The organism is Clostridium sp. AM27-28 (assembly GCF_003480955.1).
GTDB lineage: Bacteria > Bacillota > Clostridia > Lachnospirales > Lachnospiraceae > Otoolea > Otoolea fessa.
Window position 1 is genome coordinate 96,656 of the sequence record NZ_QUJT01000002.1, and the last position, 16,472, is coordinate 113,127.

Annotated in this window: 18 protein-coding genes; 12 read left to right on the plus strand and 6 right to left on the minus strand. The window is 43.7% G+C overall.

Features of this window, described 5'->3' with window-relative positions; genetic code table 11:
• Positions 1-23 precede the first annotated feature (23 nt).
• From DW720_RS03120 to DW720_RS03170, 11 genes are all read left to right on the plus strand, one after another.
• A complete protein-coding gene (locus DW720_RS03120; RefSeq protein ID WP_107000623.1) occupies positions 24-614 on the plus strand; it encodes a nitroreductase family protein in 591 nt (196 codons plus the stop codon).
• 55 nt (positions 615-669) lie between these two features.
• Positions 670-1,101 (plus strand): N-acetyltransferase, encoded by a 432-nt coding sequence (locus DW720_RS03125; protein WP_118468320.1) that lies wholly within the window; start codon positions 670-672, stop codon positions 1,099-1,101.
• Positions 1,102-1,239: 138 nt separating this feature from the next.
• Positions 1,240-2,154: a hypothetical protein gene (locus tag DW720_RS03130; RefSeq protein WP_243023756.1), complete on the plus strand. Its 915-nt coding sequence runs from the start codon at positions 1,240-1,242 to the stop codon at positions 2,152-2,154.
• A gap of 67 nt (positions 2,155-2,221) precedes the next feature.
• On the plus strand, positions 2,222-2,722 hold the full coding sequence (gene bilS / locus DW720_RS03135) for a flavodoxin family protein BilS (protein ID WP_107000621.1): 501 nt from the start codon (positions 2,222-2,224) through the stop codon (positions 2,720-2,722).
• 27 nt (positions 2,723-2,749) lie between these two features.
• Positions 2,750-3,517 carry a TraX family protein gene (locus DW720_RS03140; protein ID WP_243023755.1) on the plus strand — a complete coding sequence of 256 codons (768 nt, stop codon included), beginning with the start codon at positions 2,750-2,752 and terminating at the stop codon, positions 3,515-3,517.
• Between the two features lie 55 nt (positions 3,518-3,572).
• Positions 3,573-4,055, plus strand: a complete 483-nt coding sequence (locus DW720_RS03145) for a hypothetical protein (protein WP_347560695.1) — start codon at positions 3,573-3,575, stop codon at positions 4,053-4,055.
• Positions 3,994-4,326, plus strand: a complete 333-nt coding sequence (locus tag DW720_RS03150; protein ID WP_347560696.1) for a hypothetical protein — start codon at positions 3,994-3,996, stop codon at positions 4,324-4,326. The genes DW720_RS03145 and DW720_RS03150 overlap by 62 nt, the downstream gene beginning before the upstream one ends.
• 273 nt (positions 4,327-4,599) lie before the next feature.
• A complete protein-coding gene (locus DW720_RS03155) occupies positions 4,600-5,310 on the plus strand; it encodes a DUF5058 family protein (RefSeq protein WP_181357189.1) in 711 nt (236 codons plus the stop codon).
• 21 nt (positions 5,311-5,331) lie between these two features.
• Complete coding sequence (locus DW720_RS03160; protein ID WP_107000619.1) at positions 5,332-5,985, plus strand: hypothetical protein; 654 nt, start codon at positions 5,332-5,334, stop codon at positions 5,983-5,985.
• 19 nt (positions 5,986-6,004) lie between these two features.
• The gene (locus tag DW720_RS03165) at positions 6,005-7,195 is read left to right on the plus strand and encodes an amidohydrolase family protein (protein ID WP_118742929.1); all 1,191 of its coding nucleotides are present in this window, start codon (positions 6,005-6,007) and stop codon (positions 7,193-7,195) included.
• 82 nt (positions 7,196-7,277) lie between these two features.
• Positions 7,278-8,822, plus strand: a complete 1,545-nt coding sequence (locus DW720_RS03170; RefSeq protein ID WP_118742928.1) for a PucR family transcriptional regulator — start codon at positions 7,278-7,280, stop codon at positions 8,820-8,822.
• Between the two features lie 87 nt (positions 8,823-8,909).
• On the opposite strand, the gene DW720_RS03175 is transcribed toward DW720_RS03170, so the two are convergent.
• The 5 genes from DW720_RS03175 to DW720_RS03195 all read right to left on the minus strand — a co-directional run bounded on the left by DW720_RS03175 (position 8,910) and on the right by DW720_RS03195 (position 14,846).
• Positions 8,910-10,250 (minus strand): amidohydrolase, encoded by a 1,341-nt coding sequence (locus DW720_RS03175; RefSeq protein WP_118742927.1) that lies wholly within the window; start codon positions 10,248-10,250, stop codon positions 8,910-8,912.
• A 47-nt stretch (positions 10,251-10,297) separates the two neighbouring features.
• The gene (locus DW720_RS03180) at positions 10,298-11,203 is read right to left on the minus strand and encodes a MetQ/NlpA family ABC transporter substrate-binding protein (RefSeq protein WP_118742926.1); all 906 of its coding nucleotides are present in this window, start codon (positions 11,201-11,203) and stop codon (positions 10,298-10,300) included.
• Between the two features lie 74 nt (positions 11,204-11,277).
• A complete protein-coding gene (locus DW720_RS03185; RefSeq protein WP_022360002.1) occupies positions 11,278-11,946 on the minus strand; it encodes a methionine ABC transporter permease in 669 nt (222 codons plus the stop codon).
• A complete protein-coding gene (locus DW720_RS03190) occupies positions 11,943-12,968 on the minus strand; it encodes an ATP-binding cassette domain-containing protein (protein WP_107000613.1) in 1,026 nt (341 codons plus the stop codon). Before DW720_RS03190 ends, DW720_RS03185 begins: the two co-directional genes overlap by 4 nt.
• A gap of 555 nt (positions 12,969-13,523) precedes the next feature.
• Positions 13,524-14,846: a sodium-dependent transporter gene (locus DW720_RS03195; RefSeq protein ID WP_022360004.1), complete on the minus strand. Its 1,323-nt coding sequence runs from the start codon at positions 14,844-14,846 to the stop codon at positions 13,524-13,526.
• Positions 14,847-15,160: 314 nt separating this feature from the next.
• Here DW720_RS03195 and DW720_RS03200 point away from each other — a divergent pair, with 314 nt between their 5' ends.
• Positions 15,161-15,445, plus strand: coding sequence for a helix-turn-helix transcriptional regulator (locus DW720_RS03200; protein WP_022360005.1), 285 nt, complete (start codon positions 15,161-15,163; stop codon positions 15,443-15,445).
• Between the two features lie 83 nt (positions 15,446-15,528).
• On the opposite strand, the gene DW720_RS03205 is transcribed toward DW720_RS03200, so the two are convergent.
• Positions 15,529-16,452, minus strand: a complete 924-nt coding sequence (locus tag DW720_RS03205; RefSeq protein WP_118468310.1) for a LysR family transcriptional regulator — start codon at positions 16,450-16,452, stop codon at positions 15,529-15,531.
• Positions 16,453-16,472: the final 20 nt, after the last annotated feature.

Sequence of the window (16,472 nt, forward strand, 5' to 3'; positions counted from 1 at the left end):
GGTTCTAAAGGAGAGAGAAATCTATGATACGTGAAATTGAGAATAGAAGAAGTATAAGAAAATATAAGCCAGATGAGATCGAAAGGAAGTTAATTGACGAGATCATATACAGTGCTTCCCTTGCACCATCTGCTAAAAACAGACAGCCTTGGAAATTTATTGTATATCAGGGGAAAGAAAAAGATAAACTGGTTGATGTCATGCGTCATGGTATAAATTCAGAAAAAATGACCCATGAACTTATGCCGGAATGGGCATTTGCCATACCGGATGCTGAGAATACCGTTAGAATCATGCAGGAGGCCCCATGCCTTATAGCAGTGCTTAATACCAACCAGCATACTCCATTTGCAAGCATTGAAAATGAAAAGCGAATTGTTGAAATATGTGATTCACTGTCCATAGGTGCGGCGATTGAAAATATGATTCTGACAGCAACGGGATATGGATTGGGTACCTTATGGATTGCCAATACTTGTTTTGCCTATAATGAGCTGATGGATTTTATCGGAACAGACAGCCAATTGACAGGAATTGTTGCGATTGGATTTGCCAATGAAGCTCCGGCTAAAAGACCAAGGAAACCTTTCGAAGAAATTGTTGAGTACAGATAGGTAAATCGTAATGAGTTAATCGTGTTATAATCAGGTTGGATGGAGAATAATCGTTATGATTAGAAAGTTGCAGAAGGTAGATATAAATAGAGTCGCTGATATATGGTTGAAAACTAATCTGAAAGCACATTTTTTTATTCCTGAACAATACTGGATAAGTAATTATGAATTCGTGAAGGAAATGCTGCCACAGGCGGAAGTTTATGTGTATGAAGATGATAAAATGATTCAAGGCTTTATAGGAGTAAGTGATGAATACATAGAAGGTATTTTTGTTTCTGACGAAATGCAGTCATGTGGCATAGGTAAAATGTTGTTGGATTACATCAAGGATAAAAAAGACAAATTACAGTTAAAGGTATATCAGAAGAATGTCAGGGCAATGTCTTTTTATCAACGAGAAGGATTTACTATTCAGAGTGAAGAGATGGACGAATTCACAAGAGAAAAAGAATATGTGATGAATTGGGAATCGTCTGGAATTTGAATACCCATGGCAGGAGGGGATGAACCGCCTGTTTGTTTACAAGATGGAAGATGATTCCCATCGGATGTAGTATTTTGCAGCAAGAATGCCGATGAGATTCTTCACCAGAATAAAAATATCTGAAGGGAGGCTTTTGGTATGAAAAATAGAAAATACAGTCTTGTTTTTATAATGCTTTTGTGTATGATAATGGCAGTTTCAGCATTTCCGATGACAGTCAATGCCGATATGGGACCAAAGGCCTCTGTTCGGATTCAGTTTGAGCATATGGGGGATGAGCTCTGTTATGGAACTTTGCTGTCGAAGGAGAAATCTACTGGTCCGGCAAGTGCCTGGGATGGAAGAACGGAGAGTGCCCAGAAAGAGTACATGGATCCTGGTATCTGGGAGATCTTTGTGAATTACAAGGATCCGGATGGATACTATTTTCTGCAGCGGAGCTGGAAGGTAAGTGAAAGCAAAGAGCTTGCATGGACCTATTATCCGCCGGGTGATTTTAAGATTCTTCTGTATTATCCGGAAACGGAAACCTTTGTATCCAGTGGAATTTATGCTCGTTATGCATTTGATACGTATTATACAGTGGATATGGATGGTGTGGATATCGGTTCGGTGGAATACAATGATGATTTGAGTACCAATGAGCGGATTGAGGCCTACCGTTCGTATAATTACCGGCAGGAGATGCTGGCTCTTGGAGCAAGGATCGTCCTTACTATTTTAATCGAAATGCTGGTGGCGCTGCTGTTTGGTTTCAGACAGAAAAAACAGCTGTTGATTCTGGCTGTTGTCAACATTATTACGCAGATTATCTTAAATGTGCTGCTCAATGTGATTAATTATAATTCCGGCCCTCTTGCATTTACATTTTTCTATGTACTTTTTGAGCTGATTGTATTTGCTCTGGAGGCAGTGTTGTATTGCACAATTCTTAAGAGGATATCAGAAAAGAAAAAGGAGGATGCATATTATATCCTGTATTCCTTTGTGGCCAATCTGATCTCATTTGGTGCTGGATTATTCCTGGCGGCGAAACTGCCGGGCATGTTTTGATATAAAGATAGGGTAAGGTAACTCCTTAACGTGGTGAAATAGAAATACATACGGCAGGAGACAAGATATGGAAAAAAGATATTCAATTATATTCAGCAGTTTAACTGGAAATACAAGAAAGCTGGCCGATCAGATTCACGAGGTGCTGCCAGCGGAAACATGTGATTATTTTGGAGAAGCGAAGGGGGAGGAACCATCTTCGGAGGTTCTTTATGTTGGCTTCTGGACCGATAAGGGAAATGCAGACGGAGATTCCCTTAAACTCCTTGCGTCCTTGAGAAATAAAAAGATTTTCCTGTTTGGAACTGCTGGTTTTGGTGTCGATGAGGCCTATTACCGGAGGATCCTTACAAATGTGAAACAGTCGATAGATTCCAGTAACACGGTAATTGGTGAATATATGTGCCAGGGTAAAATGCCGATGGCAGTGAGAGATCACTATGTAAAGCTGAAGGAACAGCCGGAGTATCCGGCGAATCTGGATGTTCTGATTGAAAATTTTGAACGGGCGCTTTCACATCCGGATAAGGATGACTTAGATAAGCTTAGAAATATCGTTTTATCATAAAAATAGACCCAAAGGAGTAAATTTGTGTTGACAAACAGAATCAATGAATCCACCTTGAAACGTTTTGATATCAGTGCGGCGGCACTGCATATCATCGCCATGACGCTTATGCTGATGGATCACCTTTGGGCGACGCTTCTTCCTGCTAGGGAGTGGCTTACCTGTGCCGGAAGAGTGGCATTTCCTATCTTCGCTTTTATGGCGGTGGAGGGGTACTTCCACACCAGAAGCTTTAAAAAGTACATCCTTCGGATGCTGCTGTTTGCAGTGCTTTCAGAAATTCCCTTTGATTTGATGTACGGCGGTACCTGGTTTTATCCGGTTCACCAGAATGTCCTCTGGACATTCCTGTTGGGCCTTTTAGGTATCTGGCTTATGGAACAGGTACGGAAAAAAGGAAAAACCTGGATGTATCTGCTGGTGTGCGTTTTGGTTGTGCTGGCAGGTCTGGTACTGGGAACTCTTTGCATGGTGGATTACTACGGAGTCGGTGTTCTGACGGTATTTGTGTTCTATTTCCTCCATGGGCGGAAATGGTGGTGCTTCTTGGGACAGCTGGCTGCCCTATACTGGCTGAATGTGGAACTGCTGGGCGGTCTGATGTATCCGGTTCAGCTATTTGGCATGGAATTTGAACTGTGCCAGCAGGGGCTTGCGCTTCTGGCATTGATCCCCATCTGGCTGTACCGCGGCAGACAGGGCTACCACAGTAGACCATTCCAGTATCTTTGTTATGCATTTTATCCGGTTCATATGCTGCTGCTTGTGGTGGTACTGAATTTCATCAACCGATGATAAAATTTTACAATCCCCGCCATTCATGGTATCATAACAGGTAGTAAAATTGCCTGTGAATATCTTGAATGGCGGGGATTTCCGTCAGTCGGTTTACCGGGCTATCCGTCATGGCCTGATGCAGGCACATTCGATGCTTTTGGAGCCATTTTATGCATTTCATCTGACGATACCGGACAAGATGGTAGGACGTGCAATGACGGATCTGGAACGCCGGTTTGCGGTTTTTGAAGGACCGGTTCTGGAGGATGGACAGGCGATACTTACCGGTCGTGCACCGGCTTCATCCTTGGATGGATATCAGACAGAAGTAACGGTTTATACCAGCGGCTTAGGACAGCTTGTCTGTACCCTGGATGGATATGGACCCTGCCATAATGAGGAAGAGGTCATCGAAGCAGCCGGTTATGATCCGGATGCGGATTTGGCAAACCCAAGCGGCTCGGTCTTCTGTTCCCACGGAGCCGGTGTCTACGGTGAGACTGCCGCACATCGGAAGTCCGGAGGATGTAATATCCGCAGCTCTGATTATCGCTGATAAGACGGATGTACGAAGAAGCCGTGTTCGTGAAAAAGAGAGAGCCACTTTTGATATCCACGACCGTGTGAATTATGCGGTAACAGAGTCCAAACTTAAGATTGAAAAGGATCGTTCAGTTATTGCCCTGAATCTTCAGGTAGATGAAAAGATATGTTCCATGTATGATTATTTTGAGATTTTCCTGGGAAGAATGATGCTTTGCCGGAAGTCGGCGGAGATACTGGGAACGACCTTTAAGCTGACAGTAAATGGACGGAAGGTGCTGTAAAAATCAACGGTGAATGAATAGAAAAATGCTTAAGGTGTTTTTGAATATACAATTGTAAATGAGGCGAGAAGTGCAGTGACGAGAAGCACTTCTCGCCTTATTTTAGTCATATGATGCCGGAAAAGACTGAAAATCTTGTTAAAAACGACAAATACATTAAACATACAGACAAAAATGCGATTATAGATTTGTACACTGAGCACAATGAAAAATAATACAAGGTTTTATAAAATAATTGCAACAAGAAAATATTTACAGCAAGGAGGAATGGGAATGGATTATCAGAAATTTGTAAACAATGCTAGTTTTACAATCTTTGTTGCCGTTGTTTTGGTTTTAGTTACCATTGTCTGTATCATTTTTTTGAAAAATGGTTGGAAAGAAGCAGAAAGGTTGGGAGTAAGCAAGGAAGAGCTAAAAAAAATTGTTATTAATTGCATTGGAATCAGTTTGGTTCCATCTATCCCGATTGTGCTTAGCGTAATCGTAATGGTTCCAGTTCTTGGTGTAGCATTGCCGTGGCTTAGGACTTCTGTTATAGGCTCAGCAAATAATGAATTAATTTCAGCAACAATGGCAGCAGAAGCAATGGGAGTTGAGTTTACATCGACGACAATGACGATCGAGGCATGGATTAATGCTGCATGGTCGATGACATTAGGATGTTCAGTTGCATTGCCAATTGTCTTAGTGGTTTTAAAACCAGTTTGTAAAACCTATGATGTTTTCCGAAAAAAGGATAGCCGTTGGATTGGTATTTTCAGTCTTTGTGCATTAGTTACAGTAATTGCTGCGTTTGCAATTAATAGTGGAAAGAAAGGAATTGTTCCGAGTCTGGTTATTATTGGATGTTTTCTGTTTTCATATGTATGTAATTTGGCAGCGAAAAATCCAGCACTAAAATGGTTGAAAGATTATGCTTTTCCGTTAACAATTTTATTTGGATTAGTATTATCAATGATTATAACACCGCTCTTAGCATAATTAGGAAAGGAGTGAAGTCTAATGACTGATTTTGAAAAGAAAATGCATCATGATGGAAGATTATATGGATGGGCAATGTTGATTGCAATCTGCGCATTTCCGTTTTTTGCTTCAGTACGTTCTGGAATATGGCCGGATTTTAAAATAATATGGCCAGGAGTTTTAACAATGTGGATTTTGATGGCTTCGTATGTTTTAAGTGAAATGATTGCTTTTCCACCTATTTTAGGACCAGGAAGCCTTTATTTGACTTATATTACCGGAAATCTGCAGAATCAGAAAATTCCTTGTGCGTTGTCAGCAATGAGTATAGCTGGTATAGAAGCTGGAAGTGAAAAAGCAAATGCTGTATCAGTTGTGGCAGTGGCAGTATCCAGTATCACGACAACGGTAATTATTGCATTGGGAATCGTTTTGATGCAGCCATTGACCCCAGTGTTAAATTCTGCAGTTCTTGCTCCGGCATTTAGTAATGTCGTTCCTGCAATATTTGGTGCTTTAGCTGGACTATGGCTTTTAAAAGAATTCAAGGTTTCAGTTGTTTCAGTTGTTCTTTGTTTATTAGGAATACTAGTATTAAAAATTGATCTTCAGTGGGTATTGTTAGGAGGAATAGCGCTTACAATTATTATTGCCAGATTCATGTATAAAACAGGTATTATAAAACAGGAATAAAAATGGAGGTGAAGGATTTATGAGCACTTTATTATTTAAACATGTGAATGTAGTTGATGTTCGAAATCAGCAGATACTTTCAGATGTGGATGTTTGGATCAAAAATGAAAGAATAGAGAAAATAGGAAGAGATATTAAGAGTTCTGCGGATCAGGTGGTAGACGGTGAAGGAAAATATTTATCACCAGGAATTATTGATATGCATGTGCATAGTACATGGGACGGAAGCGCTATTTCAGAAGATATGGATGAAATGTACGGTCCATATCAAGCTTTTTTGAGAAGTGTACATAATGTTGAAAATTCTTTAAAAAAGGGAGTTACAACCATACGAGAAGTAGGAAGTCCTAAGGATTTATCAATTGAAACGGCGTTTGCAGTTGAAAAGGGATGGATTAAAGGTTCGAGAGTTATTCCATGCGGTTCTGCAATTCAGAGTATATATGGACATGTTCCATCAATTGGAACGATTGCAAATACGAAAGATGAACTTTTGTATGCAATACGGGAAAAAAAGACTTTGTTTGTAAAAAAAGGAATCCGTTGCCAGTGGATTAAAATTATGGATACTGGTGGTGCAGCTGGACTGGAAGATGTTGGACCAAGCATGTACGATTTAGATCAGCTTAAATTTATTGTTCATGAAGCACATCGTCTTCATATGAAGGTTGCTGTTCATGCAGTTTCGCAGGAAGGAATTATTGAATGTATCAAGGCAGGAATTGATACGATTGAACATGGACCGGACATTCCGGATGAGTATTTAGACATGATGAAAGAAAAAGGACTAACTTTGGTTCCAACATTGGCTATTTATAAAATATTATCGGAAAACAAGGGTGTGTTAAGTGATTTTATGGTGGAACGTTCTGCTCTTGTAACAAGACAGCAGAAAAGCACTTTTGCGAGAGCAATGGAAAAAGGGGTGAAGATTGCATTAGGAACGGATGCGGGTTCTCCGTGTTTTGGTTCACAGCCATCTGCATTTAAGGAAATGCTAGTTATGCAGGATTATGGAATGCCTCCAGAAAAGATTATTTCTTCTGCAACGTTAACATCGGCAGAAGTATTAGGGATGTCAGAAGAAATTGGAACGATTGAGCCAGGTAAGATTGCTGATTTAGTGCTTTTGGGAGAAAATCCATATACTAATTTGAAAGCATATACGGATTGCTTGATTCAGGTATACAAATCAGGAGAAATGGTTTAAGATAAAGACAATTAAAACTGGAACTAGAGAGGTGCTGCGCTTGTAGTGCCTCTTTGCTAATTGTAGAAGTAGGTGAGAAAATATGAAGCTTTCCGTTTTGATAGAGGCATTATCAGCTGAGAATATAGAAGAAATTCACATAAAAGATAAGTCTCAGAACATTTGCCAAGTCTGTAATCTTTCATTGACGTCTGTAGCATTCACAAAAAATATTATTTATGTGGTAACAGCTCCGGTATTGTTAGAGGTAGGAGATGGCTGTCTGGAAGCCCCATCTATATTTATTCTTTTAGGAAATTTGAATGATTTTATTGATATGCAGAAACCAGAGAATTATATAATATATCAGAGTGATGCTCCGGGAGAAGTGTTTACAGCACTTTTATCGAAATTAAATTTGGAAAGTCGTATCTTGGAGGCAGAATTGGCGATCAGTCGTGCTTTGTTTGATTGTACGTCTATAAAGGATTTATTGGATGTTGCTGCTAGTATCCTTGGAAATCCTATTTTATTACAAGATTTTACAACAAGATTATTGGTACATTCGGCAAATGAAGTAATGGCTGCAGATGACGAGATATTAAATAGTGTATTTCGAATGGGATATGTGACAAGTGAACTATTTCAAAAATACGATTACGCTAACGTTCTGGAGCAAATAAAAAATACACCGCAGACGTTTCTTTTGAAATCACCCAAAAAAAGAGAACGTTTAATTTGCCGATTGATTGTAAATCGAAGATATTTTGGCTGGTTTTTAACGGTGGCTTATAATCATCCGTTCAAAGATAGTGATATCGAAATTATGAATTTTTTGTGTGGAGCACTTCAACTATTTCTTGAAAAAGAAAATATTTTACCTAATACAACACGAAGTGAAAATCTATTGCAAGAATTAATTCAGGATGCAAAATACTCAGAAGCAGAGTTCAAAAAACGGGCAGAAGGTTTTTCGTGGATGCTTCATGATCATTACTATATAATTGCTATTTCTGATAAAACCAGAAAGGCAGAGTCACGAATGATGATGTCATATAGAAATCATTTGTCGCTGATTTTCCCTGAAGCCATTATTCTTGAAGTCAATAGAAAACTGATTTTATTTTTTGATACAAAAGAGGTTGGAATATGCTTGAATGTGTTGGAAGCATTTCTGGAAAAATATGATTTGCTAGCAGTATGCAGCAATCAATTCCATAAAATTACAGATTTTGCATATATTCTTAATCAACTATTAATGGTTATAGGACTTGAAAAAAGTCTGCATTTTAATAAAAGCCTGATTCATTATCAAGATTATATTATGTATTGTGCTATAAAGAAGATTGGAAGGGAAGGACATATCCAATACTTTTGTATGCCTGAATTACTAGAGGTATTTAGATATGACCACAAATATGGTACTTCATTCGCATATTCTAAAAGAATTGCTTTAGAACTTGCTAGTGTAACAGCAGCTGCACAGAAATTGGGAATTCATCGAAATACAATGGAATATAGATTAAGAAAATTTAATGACTTATCAGGAATTTCAAACTATACGGCAGATATTGTAGAAAGGTTGCTATTTACATATAAAATATTGGATTTATATCCAGAAATACTAGAAGAAAAGGATATTTTGTGAGGGAGGAAAAGACAGGACGTGTTGCAATAAACAATATCTCCTGTCTTTTCTATAAAATATTAGAAATTTAGCAAATAATGAAATCCATTATGAATACGTTTCCGTCTTGATAAAGGAATCCATATATTTGATATACTCCTCTTTGGTAAAGATGGGCTGATAATTCGCTACAATCTCTTTTGCTTTCACAGCCCCGTCCCGAAGCAGGCGGTAAGCGGAGAGGGCGAAGATTTTTGCAGTGACCACATAGGCAAGCTCATCGTCTACGATATCGAAATCAACGGAGTGGAGACCGCTTACCTTACCGCCGGTGTTGAAGGTAAGGACCGGCTGCAGATGCTGTACATCCCCCACATCGGTGGAGCCGCCGCTGTAGGCGTGGGTATCTTCCTGGACGATCTGGTAATCTTTTTCACTGGTTTGTGCGGCAATCTCAGCGGCTGCCAGGACTGATTCATCGGCTTTTTCACTCAGAGCCGGAAGGTATCCGGGCATAGTGGTGATTTCGCAGGAAGCACCGACGGCGATGGCACCTGCCTTGAAGGCACGGTCTGTTTTGGCAGCAGCATCGGCGATGGCATCCTTGTTGGCGGCACGTACCAGAGTTTCGATTACCACCTCATCCGGTACTACATTGACGAGATTTCCGCCTTTTGTGATAATGGGATGGATTCGGACATGGTCATCATCCCGGAAGGTTTCGCGCTGGTAAGCCAGGGCAGAAAGTCCGAGGGAAGCTGCATTTAATGCATTGACTCCCAGATGCGGGGTACCGGCTGCGTGGGCAGCCAGTCCTTTATAACGAATGACCTTGGAGACGAAACCATTGTTGGAGTGGGAACCCACACTGATATCCTTGTCACCGGTGTGGTGGACGATATCCAGGTCGATATCATCAAAAGCACCGATGCGGATGAGTTCACATTTTCCGCCGCCATATTTGATTTTTCCCTGGGCGGTCAGGGAGTTCTTGAATTCAATCTCACCATATTCCTCTGCCGGTACGGCGAAGAATACAACCTGTCCGTCCAGCTCTTTTTTAACATCTTCATTGGTCAGAGCCAGGGCTGCACCGATGACACCGGCCAGCTGGGCATGATGTCCGCAGCAGTGAGCTCCCTGAGTCTCCGGATTGGCATATTTATGTTCCGGGATGCGGAGCGCATCCAGTTCCCCGATGAGGGCCAGACTTACATTCTTTTTCTCTTCTTCATTTAAGTAGGCTTTGACACCGGTGACAGCCAATCCTTCCGTTGTCTCAAGCCCCAGATTTTTCATGAAAGAAGCAAATTTTTCTGCAGTTCTGTATTCTTTATAACCCAGCTCTGCATGGGTGTAGATATCTTTGGCGAATGCAATGATCTCGTTGCGGTGTGCGTCGATGATATCGACAATTTTCTGTTCGGTTTTATCTAAAATGAGAGCCATGTGAAATCCTCCTGTTTCCTGCTGGTGCCTTCCGATGCTGTTTCCTATTAGTTAAACAGTTCCTCCGGAACAAACCATAAACCATTGTTATTCTTGTCTAAATATTCTTTGAATTCATCGGAGTGGTAAGCAGCAACGATATCTTTTGCCCACTGAGCATCTTTATTTTCCTCTTTTACAACGACCTGCAGAATCAGATGCGGCAGAATGTCTTCCTGAAGAAGGGCAGTGGATGGATCGATTCCTGCATTGTATACAATACTTCCGGTGATAACCGCATAATCAAAGTCATCTAAAACAGCTGGAATATTAGTGGAGTTCATTTCGGTAAATTCGATGTTGTACGGGTTTTCCGTGATATCTGCCTGGGTGACAGTGGAGAGATCTACATCCGGGTTTAAAGTGATCCATCCGGCTTTCTGTAAGAGTACATAAGCGCGGGCTGTGTTGGCGGCATCGTCCGGAACGGCTACTTTGGCACCGTCTTGAATGGCGTCCAGAGAGGTTTCGGTGGCAGAAAAGATGGCAGCCGGAACGGTCGGAATCGGGGAAATCGGGACCAGGTTACCCTTCTGGGCTTCGTTGAAATTTTCGGCATAAGCGGTATGCTGCTCTACATTGAAATCGATCTCGCCGTCATTTAAAGCAAGGTCATTCTGGAGAAGGTCAGAGAAATCAACCTCGGTGAGTGTATAGCCCTCTTTTTCCAGAATTGGTTTGATGGCATCCTCAAATAAGACAGTGTACGGACCGGCAGCTTTTCCGTATTTGAGCTCCTTCTTATTAGAATTGGAAGCATCGGCGGAAGCAGCAGATTCGGTGCCGGAAGAAGCAGCGGCAGTATCAGCAGCGGAGCTTCCAGCATCACTCTTTGAGCAGCCTCCCAGAACAGCAGCTGCGAGGATCAGACCGGCGGTCAGGGTGGTTCTTACATAGGCTTTTACGTTTTTCATAATGGGGTTCTCCTTTTTTCGTTTTGTTATTTTGGATATAAAATAATTTAATAGCTTTTATGATATGATTTGGTTTACTGATGTGTCCGTCTCTTCTGTGACAGCCGGTTTCCCAGACTCTGGATGATCCAGACAAATGCAATCAGGATGAAAACGGTCGCAAACATCAGCGGGAAGTTAAAGGTCTGATAGCCGTAGGTCAGGGCGATGTTTCCGATGCCGCCGCCTCCGATGTAGCCGGCCATCGCAGTTGCTCCGATGAGGGCGATGGTGCCGGTTGTCAGAGCCAGGATAACCGAAGCAAATGCTTCTGGAAGCACAAAATGAACGATAATCTGGAACGTGGTCGCTCCCATCGACTGGGCTGCCTCGATGATGCCGCCGCCGACTTCCAGAAGCGATGTCTCAAGAAGTCTTGCTAAAAATGGGGCGGTATAGATAACTAATGGCACGATAGCCGCCCTGGTACCGATCCGGGTGCCGACGATGATTTTCGTAAAGGGCATTACACATACCAGAAGGATGATAAACGGTGTGCTTCGGATGATGTTGATGAAACCGTTTAAAATCGTGTAAAGCAATGGATTTTCCTTGAGCCCGCCTTTGCGGGTCAGCCATAAGACAATGGCGATGAAAAATCCGACGATGGAACCGATAATCAGGGAAAAACCGACCATATACAGGGTTTCCCAACCGGCCTTGATGAGTTTGTCCGGCGAAATGCCTAAATACTGCTGAATCATGGTAATACAACCTCCTTATATTCTTCGTTTGATTCGAGAATGTAGCGCTCGGCTTTTTTGATTTCCTCGTCGCTTCCGATGAAGAGAACGAGCATGATGCCGACAACTATGCCCTGAATAACGTTGATGGTGGAGTAGAGAATGTTGGTTTCCACCTCAAACCGCCGATTGATATCCCAGAGAAGCGGCTCGGTGCTGTCTGTATTTTCCAGCTTGATGCGGAGCAGGCGGCTGTTCCGCGTTTCTCGGCGGATGCTCTCGACGAGCGGTTCCGGAATAACGTCGTGGATGAGATTGCCGACAAACCGTTTGGCGATATCGGACTGCGGGTCTGAGAAAACCTGAATGACAGAGCCCGTTTCTACGACTTTACCGAAATCCATGACGGCGACTTTATTACAGATTTTCTGGATGACATTCATCTCATGTGTGATAATCACAATTGTAATATGAAGAGTTTCATTAATCTTCTTTAGCAAATCGAGAATGGAATCGGTCGTTTTCGGGTCGAGGGCGCTGGTCGCCTCATCGCAGAGAAGAATCGACGGATTATTTGCAAGTGCCCTTGCGATACCGACGCGCTGTTTCTGTCCGCCGGAGAGCTGTCCCGGATAGTAGGACTTCTTATCGGAAAGTTCGACGAACTCCAGCAGCTCATTCACACGCGCTTCGATGTCTTTTTTGGGGGTGCCGTTTAGTTTCAGGGCAATCGCGACGTTGTCGTAAATTGTCTTGGATTCCAGGAGGTTGAACTGCTGGAAAATCATTCCGATTCCCTTTCGGAGGCTGCGAAGCTCTTTTGCACTCAGGCTTCCAATGTCCTTATCTTCGACGAAAATCTTTCCGGAAGTCGGTCTTTCCAGGGCGTTTACCATTCGGATCAGGGTGGATTTTCCGGCACCGCTATAACCGATGACGCCGTAGATATCGCCCTTTTCGATTTCGAAGGACACATCCTTCAGTGCTTCAAATGCACCGTCTTTCGTCTGGAATGTTTTACTTAAATGTTCAAATCGAATCATTTCTGGTCTCCTTTAACTTTGTTTATCTGGGGAAGCACATTTTTAAGGGATAATTCCTGAAAAATGACTTCTGTATGTGTCGCGTTTTTTATACGAATGATATATCTAAATGCAATATAAATATTTAATTTTGCATACTGAAATATAAATGGGTACAAAAAAGGAGGTCTGGTTGTCCAGACCTCCTAAATTGGATTGTATCTATCACTTTCCAGTGAAAGCAAGATGAGAAAAACCTCATGAAGATATCATCCAGTTATCTGTCTGCACAACAAAAGTAAGAGTGTCACAGCAACAGCAGCACATACACTCCATACAACAACACATAGCAGACATAACTGAATAAGATGTTCTCATGATGGTTTCCTCCTTTCCTTAAAATTCATAAACGATTATAAAAATATATTTCCTACTTGTTTTGTGGGTTTTAAATGATAGTTCTTATTATAGCGCGGAAATGAGATTTGTCAATCATTTTTTTATTTCATAGGAAATTGCGTCCTAAGAAATAAAAAACGCTCCGCGAGAATGTGCCAAGGCACATTCTTTTTCATATCATCCAATACCGCCCAATGCGATGCCTAATATTAATACCAGCACACATACCGGAATATAAATATAGCGGCACACCGGTACAAACCATTTTGAAAATTTCTTTTCGCGACCTTTGTTGACCTGCGTTTCTGCATAGTCTTTTCCGAATACCCAGAAGAACATGATTCCGGCGAGTCCGGCACCGAGAGGGCAGATGTAGATGGAGAGAACGTCCATCCAGTCGGAGACGATGCCCTGGATTAACAGGGAGACGGCAGCTCCGATGATACCGATAACTGCGCAGGCAGGGACGCGGCCGAGGTGGAGTTTTTCCTGGACGGTGGCGATCGGTGCTTCGTAGAGATTGAGCAGGGAGGTCATCCCGGCGAAGAGAACGGCTACGAAGAAAATAATCGCGATCAACGTACCGCCCGGCATTGAGCGGATGAGGTTCGGGAGGTAGATGAAGAGAAGTCCCGGACCACCCTGATCAAGTTTTGCGCCGGTGGTTGCCATTGCCGGGATGATGACGAGGGCGGCGAGAATCGCGGCGATCGTATCAAACAGGGCAACCCGCGCGGCGGATGCCGGGATGTTTTCCTCATCGGAGAGGTAGGAACCGTAGATTAAGGTTCCATTTCCGGCGACGGACAGGGAGAAAAATGCCTGCCCCAGTGCGAAAATCCATGTTTTTGGGTCTGCGAGGATCTCAGGATCGATGCGGAAAATGTAGCGGTAACCCTGCATCGCACCCGGCTGGAATGCTACGTAGATGCCTAAAAAGACAAACAGGATGAAGAATACCGGCATCATCAGCTTGTTGGCGTTCTCGATTCCGCTTCCGACGCCGAACATCAGAATCAGAATGCAGAAGAAGAGGGCGGCAAGCTGCCAGCCATTGTTTCCAAATGCGGACGCCATCGAGCCGAAAGCAGAGGCAAAACCGTCTGTGTCGGCCGGGGCAAGCGTGGCACCGGTAAAGGCTCCGATGGCATATTTTAGGATCCAGCCCATGACGACGGTATAGCCGATCGCCATCGCGAGGGAACCGGCTGCCGGGATGAAACCGAGCGCGTCACCCAGTTTGCGCCTGCCGCGTGTCTCGCAGGCAGCGCCGAACGCGTCGATTGGACCGGAGCGGGTGCCGCGTCCCAGGCACATTTCCCCGATGACACCCGTGGAGCCGATCAGGGCGACGAAGATAAAGTACGGGATCAGGAACGAGCCACCGCCGTACAGGGAGACGCGGGTGGGAAACATCCAGAGATTTCCCATACCGACCGCCGAGCCGATACAGGCGAGGATGAAGCCCCACTTACTGTTGAAAGATTCTCTTTTTTCCATGAAATTGTAACTCCTCAAACATTATATAAGATTTGCCGCAAATATCTAGAAGTCCGCCGATTGGAAGCGGTCAGGCAGATGTTTGCATAAGTCCATCTATTATACCAGAAGAGAGGCATTGCTTTCAAGTGGCAGAGCGCGCGAATCGTATGTTTTAGGGGAAAAGGCGATCTAAAGTAACTGCCGGTGAACCGTTACAGGGAAATACCTTGATTTATAGGGTGGAAAGATGGTATTCTATAGAGGACGGCAGCGGCGGGCTTTGGGAGGGTGGCGCCGCGGCAGAGCAGATTCGAAAAGGAGAAGGTAGCACAATGAAAAACGCAAACAGGATTCCGGAGACGTTTCAGACGGATGCGGAATACAGACAGTGGATGGAGCGCTGGCAGCAGGAGGCGCGGGAGGCGACGATCGAGGGATTTAAGCAGAATCGTAAGTTAAACGGCATGACACAGACGGAGCTTGGCAGAAAGGCGGGGATTTCCCAGCCGAATATCACCCGCTTCGAGAGCGGCAGCTACAATCCGTCGCTGGATTTTATGGTAAAGATCGCAGCGGCGATGGGGAAACGGGTACAGATTACATTGGTAGATGAATAAGAGGCGTGCGCCGAGGCGCACAGGGACCATTTGGGGAATAAACAGGGGAGACAGCGGTGTGTGTGAGGCTGTCTCCCCTGTTTTTAATGAGTGCATTTCAGCGACGATTCAATAAACCGTGAAATCATATTCCACTCATAGCTCTGTTCCAGCCACGCAAATTTGATCGGGTACCGCGCTTCTTCCCCGAGCGTAAAGACATGGAGTGTATCCAGCTGTTCCTTGCTGAGAATAGAAAATGCGAGGTTTTTTGGGCTGATGCAGGCACCTTTTCCCATCGCGCAGAGGGCAAGCAGGGTAGCGATGTTGTCAGAGCAGGCATGAACCGAGGGGACGAAGTTGTCTGTCGCGAGGATATTCCGCCCGATGCGTCCGACTAGATCATGTTCACGGTTTAGGAGAAACGGACATGGAGCCAGAAGGGAGTAGCGGTGATGGCGGCTGACTTCCTGGATAATGGCTTCGGTCTGTTTGCCGTAAATGTTCTGCAGCAGGGCAGTGGAGACGATGAGAACCATCTCTTCCTCATAGAAATCCCGCAGAATGATGCCGGGAATGCGAACTGAAAAATTGGCGATCGCCAGATCAATTGTGCCGTCCAGCAGGTATTTTTGCAGCACATCGTTGGAAGATTCGACGAGTTCCACATCCACGCCGGGATATTCCTTTTGAAAGGCGGCGATCAGCTCCGGCATGATGGCGTGTCCGCGCGTGAATGCGATGCCGATCCGCAGTTTTCCTGTCTGGTTATTTAAAATATCGCCAAATTCGTGAAGCATACAGTCATATTTTGTATTAAATTCCGTTGCATAGCGCAGAAATACCTCCCCCGCATAGGTAAGCTCCAGCGGGATGTGACGGATTAGGAGCGGACATCCAAGCTCCCGCTCGATTCCGGCGATATGGGCGCTTAATGTCTGCTGGGTAATATGCAGCGCATCGGCGGCCCTAGTGAAGCTGCGGTTTTTCGCAACCGCGGCAAAATATTCCATTGATTGAAAATTCATATTCGAATGACTCCTCTTTT

What these genes read in the sequence shown, in the direction of transcription:
- DW720_RS03120 (WP_107000623.1), top strand. Translation starts at nt 24, where the DNA reads ATGATACGTGAAATTGAGAATAGAAGAAGTATAAGAAAATATAAGCCA.
- DW720_RS03125 (WP_118468320.1), top strand. Translation starts at nt 670, where the DNA reads ATGATTAGAAAGTTGCAGAAGGTAGATATAAATAGAGTCGCTGATATA.
- DW720_RS03130 (WP_243023756.1), top strand. Translation starts at nt 1,240, where the DNA reads ATGAAAAATAGAAAATACAGTCTTGTTTTTATAATGCTTTTGTGTATG.
- bilS (WP_107000621.1), top strand. Translation starts at nt 2,222, where the DNA reads ATGGAAAAAAGATATTCAATTATATTCAGCAGTTTAACTGGAAATACA.
- DW720_RS03155 (WP_181357189.1), top strand. Translation starts at nt 4,600, where the DNA reads ATGGATTATCAGAAATTTGTAAACAATGCTAGTTTTACAATCTTTGTT.
- DW720_RS03160 (WP_107000619.1), top strand. Translation starts at nt 5,332, where the DNA reads ATGACTGATTTTGAAAAGAAAATGCATCATGATGGAAGATTATATGGA.
- DW720_RS03165 (WP_118742929.1), top strand. Translation starts at nt 6,005, where the DNA reads ATGAGCACTTTATTATTTAAACATGTGAATGTAGTTGATGTTCGAAAT.
- DW720_RS03170 (WP_118742928.1), top strand. Translation starts at nt 7,278, where the DNA reads ATGAAGCTTTCCGTTTTGATAGAGGCATTATCAGCTGAGAATATAGAA.
- DW720_RS03175 (WP_118742927.1), bottom strand. Translation starts at nt 10,250, where the DNA reads ATGGCTCTCATTTTAGATAAAACCGAACAGAAAATTGTCGATATCATC.
- DW720_RS03180 (WP_118742926.1), bottom strand. Translation starts at nt 11,203, where the DNA reads ATGAAAAACGTAAAAGCCTATGTAAGAACCACCCTGACCGCCGGTCTG.
- DW720_RS03185 (WP_022360002.1), bottom strand. Translation starts at nt 11,946, where the DNA reads ATGATTCAGCAGTATTTAGGCATTTCGCCGGACAAACTCATCAAGGCC.
- DW720_RS03190 (WP_107000613.1), bottom strand. Translation starts at nt 12,968, where the DNA reads ATGATTCGATTTGAACATTTAAGTAAAACATTCCAGACGAAAGACGGT.
- DW720_RS03195 (WP_022360004.1), bottom strand. Translation starts at nt 14,846, where the DNA reads ATGGAAAAAAGAGAATCTTTCAACAGTAAGTGGGGCTTCATCCTCGCC.
- DW720_RS03200 (WP_022360005.1), top strand. Translation starts at nt 15,161, where the DNA reads ATGAAAAACGCAAACAGGATTCCGGAGACGTTTCAGACGGATGCGGAA.
- DW720_RS03205 (WP_118468310.1), bottom strand. Translation starts at nt 16,452, where the DNA reads ATGAATTTTCAATCAATGGAATATTTTGCCGCGGTTGCGAAAAACCGC.